This is a genomic window from Actinomyces gerencseriae DSM 6844 (genome assembly GCF_000429265.1).
Lineage (GTDB): Bacteria > Actinomycetota > Actinomycetes > Actinomycetales > Actinomycetaceae > Actinomyces > Actinomyces gerencseriae.
This window is the reverse complement of sequence record NZ_AUBN01000031.1, coordinates 1-1,182: the sequence shown is the minus strand read 5'-3', so window position 1 is coordinate 1,182 and position 1,182 is coordinate 1. Positions and strand designations below refer to the sequence as shown.

At 60.2% G+C, this 1,182-nt stretch carries 1 rRNA gene; it reads left to right on the top strand.

Annotated elements, in window-relative coordinates:
• A 23S ribosomal RNA gene (locus tag G448_RS0109600) occupies positions 1-1,170 on the top strand; the annotation flags it as partial.
• Positions 1,171-1,182: the final 12 nt, after the last annotated feature.

The following is a 1,182-nucleotide window of genomic DNA, read 5'->3' as shown; positions in this document are numbered from 1 at the left end:
GGGCCGCAGAGAGCAGGGGGGAGCGACTGTTTACTAAAAACACAGGTCCGTGCGAAGCCGTAAGGCGATGTATACGGACTGACGCCTGCCCGGTGCTGGAAGGTTAAGAGGATCCCTCAGCCCCCTGTGATGGGGGTGAAGGGGTGAGTTCAAGCCCCAGTAAACGGCGGTGGTAACTATAACCATCCTAAGGTAGCGAAATTCCTTGTCGGGTAAGTTCCGACCTGCACGAATGGCGTAACGACTTCCCCGCTGTCTCCACCACGGGCTCGGCGAAATTGCAGTACGAGTAAAGATGCTCGTTACGCGCAGAAGGACGGAAAGACCCCGGGACCTTCACTACAGCTTGGTATTGGCGTCCGCCATGGTTTGTGCAGGATAGGTGGGAGACGTTGAGGCCGTCGCGTCAGCGGCGGCGGAGTCGTTGTTGAGATACCACTCTGGCTGTGGCGTGCGCCTGAACCTGGGCCCGTGATCCGGGTCAGGGACAGTGCCTGGTGGGTAGTTTAACTGGGGCGGTTGCCTCCTAAAAGGTAACGGAGGCGCTCAAAGGTTCCCTCAGCCTGGTCGGCAACCAGGTGGCGAGTGCAAGTGCACAAGGGAGCTTGACTGCGAGACCGACGGGTCGAGCAGGTGCGAAAGCAGGAACTAGTGATCCGGCGATCCCGTGTGGATGGGTCGTCGCTCAACGGATAAAAGGTACCCCGGGGATAACAGGCTGATCCTGCCCAAGAGTCCATATCGACGGCATGGTTTGGCACCTCGATGTCGGCTCGTCGCATCCTGGGGCTGGAGCAGGTCCCAAGGGTTGGGCTGTTCGCCCATTAAAGCGGTACGCGAGCTGGGTTTAGAACGTCGTGAGACAGTTCGGTCCCTATCCTCTGCGCGCGCAGGAGACTTGAGAAGACCTGTCCCCAGTACGAGAGGACCGGGACGGACGAACCTCTGGTGTGCCAGTTGTCCCGCCCGGGGCACGGCTGGTTGGCTACGTTCGGACAGGGTAACCGCTGAAAGCATCTAAGCGGGAAACCACCTTCAAGACCAGGTCTCCGCAGCAGCACCCCGTGCTGCTGGAAGGCCCCCAGCAGACCACTGGGTCGATAGGCCAGACGTGGAAGACCGGCAACGGTCGAAGCCGACTGGTACTAACAGGCCAACACAAACACACACCCCCACCCCCCC